Origin of the sequence: Faecalimicrobium dakarense (assembly GCF_000499525.1) — a bacterium.
In the GTDB taxonomy this organism is placed as follows: domain Bacteria; phylum Bacillota; class Clostridia; order Peptostreptococcales; family Peptostreptococcaceae; genus Faecalimicrobium; species Faecalimicrobium dakarense.
This window is the reverse complement of sequence record NZ_HG529311.1, coordinates 1-5,727: the sequence shown is the minus strand read 5'-3', so window position 1 is coordinate 5,727 and position 5,727 is coordinate 1. Positions and strand designations below refer to the sequence as shown.

General features: G+C 28.1%; 5 protein-coding genes. All 5 read left to right on the top strand.

Features of this window, described 5'->3' with window-relative positions; genetic code table 11:
• Positions 1-139 precede the first annotated feature (139 nt).
• Positions 140-1,417 carry a DEAD/DEAH box helicase gene (locus tag BN899_RS07420; RefSeq protein ID WP_042274252.1) on the top strand — a complete coding sequence of 426 codons (1,278 nt, stop codon included), beginning with the start codon at positions 140-142 and terminating at the stop codon, positions 1,415-1,417.
• A 333-nt stretch (positions 1,418-1,750) separates the two neighbouring features.
• On the top strand, positions 1,751-3,478 hold the full coding sequence (locus BN899_RS07415) for an oleate hydratase (protein WP_042274251.1): 1,728 nt from the start codon (positions 1,751-1,753) through the stop codon (positions 3,476-3,478).
• A 205-nt stretch (positions 3,479-3,683) separates the two neighbouring features.
• Positions 3,684-3,905, top strand: coding sequence for an alpha/beta-type small acid-soluble spore protein (locus BN899_RS07410; protein WP_042274249.1), 222 nt, complete (start codon positions 3,684-3,686; stop codon positions 3,903-3,905).
• A gap of 191 nt (positions 3,906-4,096) precedes the next feature.
• Positions 4,097-5,212 carry a 4-hydroxybutyrate dehydrogenase gene (locus BN899_RS07405; RefSeq protein ID WP_042274247.1) on the top strand — a complete coding sequence of 372 codons (1,116 nt, stop codon included), beginning with the start codon at positions 4,097-4,099 and terminating at the stop codon, positions 5,210-5,212.
• A gap of 281 nt (positions 5,213-5,493) precedes the next feature.
• Positions 5,494-5,727 (top strand): thioredoxin family protein (locus BN899_RS07400; protein ID WP_042274246.1); only part of this gene is annotated, 234 nt, incomplete at its 3' end.

Below are 5,727 nucleotides of genomic sequence, written 5' to 3'. Positions count from 1 at the left end.
TTTTCATATTAATTTTAAAGATTATATTGTATAATGTATGAAGGGGACTTATATGTTTAGTTTTGCATATATTTGAAAGTCTCTTTTTTTATACAATAAATATAAGACAAAATTAAATGTTAAGCTTAAAGGAGAAACAATGTTATTTAAAGATTTAGATATAATAGAGCCTATTAAAAAGGCATTAGAAGAAGAAGGATATAAAAAGCCAACACCAATACAAGAAAAGTCTATACCATATTTATTACAAGGACATGACTTACTTGGATGTGCTCAAACAGGTACAGGAAAAACAGCATCTTTTGCTATTCCAATATTACAAAATATATATAAAGATAAAAGTTCAGCAAAAGGTATAAAAGCAGTAATATTAGCACCTACTAGAGAACTTGCTATACAAATAGAAGAAAACTTTGAAATTTACTCAAAGTATATGAATATAAAGAACTTAGTTATTTTTGGTGGAGTATCTCAAAATCCTCAAACAAAGGCATTAAAAGAAGGAGTAGATATATTAATAGCTACTCCTGGTAGAATGCTTGATTTATATAATCAAAAGTTTATAGATTTAAGAAATGTGAAATACTTTGTACTTGATGAAGCAGATAGTATGCTTGATATGGGTATGATTCATGATGTAAAAAGAATAATAAAACACATGCCTAATAAGCGTCAAAATATATTTTTCTCAGCAACTATGCCAAAAGAAATATCAAAACTAGCAGATTCTATATTTAAAAATCCTAAAAAAGTAGAAGTTACACCAGTAGCATCTACTACTGAAACTGTTGACCAAAGTATATACTTTGTAGGTAAAAAGCAAAAGAAAGATTTACTTATAGACTTATTAAAAGATAAATCTATGGAATCTGTATTAGTATTTTCAAGAACAAAGCATGGAGCAAATAAAATTACAACACAACTTATAAACTCTGGTATACAATCAGCTGCTATTCATGGTAATAAATCTCAAAATGCTAGACAACTTGCTTTAAATAATTTTAAAGAAGGTAAAATAAGAGTATTAGTAGCAACAGATATAGCAGCAAGAGGAATTGATATAGATGAATTATCTCATGTAATAAACTATGATTTACCAGAAGTTTCTGAAACTTATGTTCATAGAATCGGTCGTACAGGAAGAGCTGGTAAAAGTGGAGTAGCTATTTCATTTTGTTCTATGGAAGAAAGAGATCTTCATAAGTCAATAGAAAAGCTTATAAAGAAGCAAATAAGGGTGGTAAAAGACCACTCTCAAAGTGCAAGTGCAAATGATGTTTCAACAAATGATAAAAATAATAATAGAAATGATAATAAGAAAAGTAGTGCTAATAATAAAAAGAATACTTCTAGCAAAAATAATAGGAATTGGAAGCAATATAGAAAAAAGACTGTTAAAAAAGTTAGTGATAAATAATATATTTTACATAGATATTATGTAAAATATTACAAAAGTGAAAATAGTCATTTATGCTACTATATTCATAGAAAAAAAATCCCTTTTATCTAATATATATAATATAAAGTATATTGATAAAGGGGATTTTTATTATGATAAATAGAATAGTTTTAAATGAAACATATTATCATGGTTGTGGAGCTATAAAAGAAATAATTTATATGATAAAAATTAAGTATTTTTAATATTTTTAAATAAAAAATATTAAATCTAGTATATATACAATTAAAGTGACATAAATTATAATAAAAGTAAGAAATCTAACTAAAGTAGAGAGAAGAGGGTTGATTTATGGGAAAAAAGTTAAATAAAAATACTAAAAATGTATTATTAGCTATAGGTTCAATCGTAGGAATAGCTACACTAGCAACAATAGGAGTTAAAAAATTTAAAGAAAAACCTAAAGTGCTAGTAAGATCACTTCCATTTCCAAACAATAATGACAAACAAGTTTACTTTGTAGGAGGAGGGCTAGCTTCTCTAGCAGGAGCAGCATACCTTATAAGAGACTGTAATTTTAAAGGGGAAAATATACATATTATAGAAGGTATGAAAATTCTTGGTGGTAGTAATGATGGTGCAGGAGATGTTACCAATGGATTTGTATGCCGTGGCGGTAGAATGTTAAATGAAGAGACATACGAAAACTTCTGGGAATTATTTTCAAGTATCCCATCAATAGATTCACCAGGTATGAGCGTTACAGAGGAAATACTTAACTTTGATCATTTACATCCAACACATGCGCAAGCTAGATTAGTTGATAAAAATGGAGTTATACAAGATGTAACGAGTATGGGATTTAATAATGCAGACCGTATGGCTCTTGGTAAATTAATGATTACTCCAGAAGAAAAATTAGATGATATGACTATAGAACAATGGTTTAAGCATACACCACATTTCTTTACAACAAACTTTTGGTATATGTGGCAAACAACTTTTGCCTTCCAAAAATGGTCAAGCTTATTTGAATTCAAACGTTATATGGACCGTATGATATTTGAATTTTCTCGTATAGAGACGTTAGAAGGGGTTACACGTACTCCTTATAATCAATATGAATCTGTAATACTTCCATTAAAAGAGTACTTAGATGAATTCGGAGTTGATTTTAGTATAAATGCTACTGTAACAGATTTAGACTTTAAAGAAGGAGATGAAATTACAGTAACTAAAATTCATATAGAAGACGAAAGTGGAAAAAAAGTTATTGAATTAAATTCAGGAGATGTTTGCATTATGACAAATGCTTGCATGACAGACAGTGCTACATTAGGAGATTTCAATACGCCAGCAGAGTATAACCCTAATAAGCCAATATCTGGTGAATTATGGTCAAAGGTAGCTAAGAAAAAACCTGGTTTAGGAAATCCAGAGCCATTCTTTGGTAATCCAGATCAAACAAATTGGGAAAGTTTCACAGTTACTTGTAAAGGCAATAAATTACTAAAATTAATAGAAAAATTCTCAACTAATATTCCAGGAAGTGGAGCATTAATGACATTTAAAGATTCTAGTTGGTTAATGAGTATAGTTGTTGCAGCACAACCTCATTTTAAAAATCAACCTATGGATACTACTATTTTCTGGGGATATGGATTATATACAGATAAAGTAGGGGACTATGTAAAGAAACCTATGCGTGAATGTAGTGGTAAAGAAATGCTAATAGAACTATTGCATCATTTACACATGGAAGATAAAATTGAGGAGATGATGGAAGATGTTATAAATGTTATTCCATGTATGATGCCTTATATAGATGCACAATTCCAACCTCGTAAGATGAGTGATCGTCCAAACGTTGTTCCAAAAGGATCAACTAATTTTGCTATGATTAGTCAATTTGTTGAGATTCCAGAAGATATGGTATTTACTGAAGAGTATTCTGTTCGTGCTGCAAAGATTGCTATATATACTTTATTTAATGTAGCGAATAAGAAAATACGCCCAGTAACACCTTACAAAAAAGACCCGAAAGTATTATTACAGGCACTAAAAACTTCTTATAGATAAAGTTAAAATGAAAATGCTAGTATGTGTTTTTACTTAGTAAAAATGGATACTAGCATTTTTATATATTTAGTACTATGTGTCTTTTATAGTTTAAAGCGTAATAGCAAAATTTACAAAAGTAAAGATAGTATAAAATATATATCATATAAGCAAATTATAATAGAAATTTAAAACATTAAATTTTATAAACTTTAGGAGGTTATTTATGTCAAATAAACCAGCAAATCCAAATGCAAAACAAGCCTTAAATCAAATGAAGCTCGAAATAGCAAATGAAATAGGAATGGATATGAATAATATAAATGGAGCAAGTAAAACTGCTCAACAAAATGGTCAAATAGGTGGTCGTGTTGGTGGCGCTATGAGCAGAAAGTTAGTTGAAATGGGAGAAAAAGAACTGCTTAGAAGATACGGTGGTCAAGAATAGTCTTTAATAAAAATATGGTAGAGAAAAATCTCTGCCATATTTTTAATTACTTTAGTTTATTAAAAAGTCAGAAGTAATATTTTGTAAATTATGATAAAATGATTATGTTATTAATAAATAATAGATATAAATTACTAAATAATAATCCTCAAATTTTAAATAAGTAAATAGTAATATAAAGGAGAATAACAATGAAATTATTTATGGAAAAAACAAATGTACAAAAATTTAGTAGTACAAAAGAATTTGTAGAAGAATTTCAAATAGGAGAAGATGATTTTATACTTGTGAGTAAGAGACTTTATGAAAAATACTTTGGTCCATTAGATATAAAAGCAACTGTAATATATAAAAATAAATATGGAGCAGGAGAGCCTACAGATATAATGATGGACAGTTTACTTGAAGACTTTAATAAAAGTAACTGTAAAAGAATTATTGCAATTGGTGGCGGTGCAGTAATTGACATGGCAAAAATTCTCGTATTAAAAGATGGAAAATCTGCTGATGATATTTTTAATAAAAGAATTCCTCTAGAGAAAGTAAGACAATTAATAGCAATTCCAACTACATGTGGAGCGGGATCGGAAGTTTCAAATATAAGTGTCACAGAGATGACAAAATTAAATTCTAAATTTGGCTTAGCTATAGACGAGCTATATCCAGACTATGCTGTTCTTATTCCAGAACTCTTAACTGACCTTCCTTATAAATTTTTTGCTACAAGTGCAATTGATGCACTTATTCATGCAATAGAATCTTTTATGTCACCAAAAGCAAATGTGTATACTGAAGTATTTAGCAAGCAGGCAATGGAAATGATTTTAGAAGGATTTAAAAAAATATCAAAAGATGGTCAAGATACAAGATTCTCAATTCTTGATCAATTTCTTACAGCAAGTAATTTAGCAGGAATAGCATTTAGTAATGCTAGTAATGGAGCAGTACATGCGATGAGTTATCCTTTAAGTGGATGTTATCATGTACCTCATGGTGAAGCTAATTACTTATTCTTCACAGCTGTATTTAAAGAATACAATGCTAAAAATCCAAATGGAAAGATAAAAATATTAAATGAGTTTTTAAGTAATATATTAGAGTGTGATGTTCATGAAGTATATGAAAAGATTGAAGAATTATTAGATAAGATTATAACTAGAAATAATTTAAGAGAGTACGGAATGAAAGAAGATGATATAGAAAGCTTTGCAGTAAGTATTGTTGAAAATCAGCAAAGATTACTTAGTCAAGGGTATGTCCAATTTTCTGAGGAAGAACTTGCAAATATTTATAGAAGATTATTTTAAAATTATATAAAGATTACATATAAAATAAGTCTGAATTCACATTCAGGCTTATTTTTATACAATATAAAGTAAATTAAAATAGATATAAATAACAGATAAATAATTAATATAGTATATAAAGGGTATAAGTATATAAAATGTGATGATATGTTTGCAAATATTTACTTTAAAAAAGTGTTTTAGATAGTTACAAAAAAGTACCTAATTGTATAAGAAAATATACAGTAGTAATATAATTACATAAAGAAAAATAAATCAAAAATTATAGGAGAGTGAACATTATGGCACAAATAATAAAAACAAACGAATTTTCAAATAAAGTAGAAAATAAAGAGGGGATAGTAGTAGTAGACTTTTTTGCAACTTGGTGTGGACCATGCAAAATGTTATCACCAGTATTTGAAGCATTAGGAAATGATATGGAAAATGAAGCAGATTTTCTAAAAGTTGATATAGATCAAAGTATGGAATTAGCAGAAAGATTCCAAGTATCTACAGTACCAACAGTAATAGTA

What these genes read in the sequence shown, in the direction of transcription:
- BN899_RS07415 (WP_042274251.1), top strand. Translation starts at nt 1,751, where the DNA reads ATGGGAAAAAAGTTAAATAAAAATACTAAAAATGTATTATTAGCTATA.
- BN899_RS07405 (WP_042274247.1), top strand. Translation starts at nt 4,097, where the DNA reads ATGAAATTATTTATGGAAAAAACAAATGTACAAAAATTTAGTAGTACA.
- BN899_RS07410 (WP_042274249.1), top strand. Translation starts at nt 3,684, where the DNA reads ATGTCAAATAAACCAGCAAATCCAAATGCAAAACAAGCCTTAAATCAA.
- BN899_RS07420 (WP_042274252.1), top strand. Translation starts at nt 140, where the DNA reads ATGTTATTTAAAGATTTAGATATAATAGAGCCTATTAAAAAGGCATTA.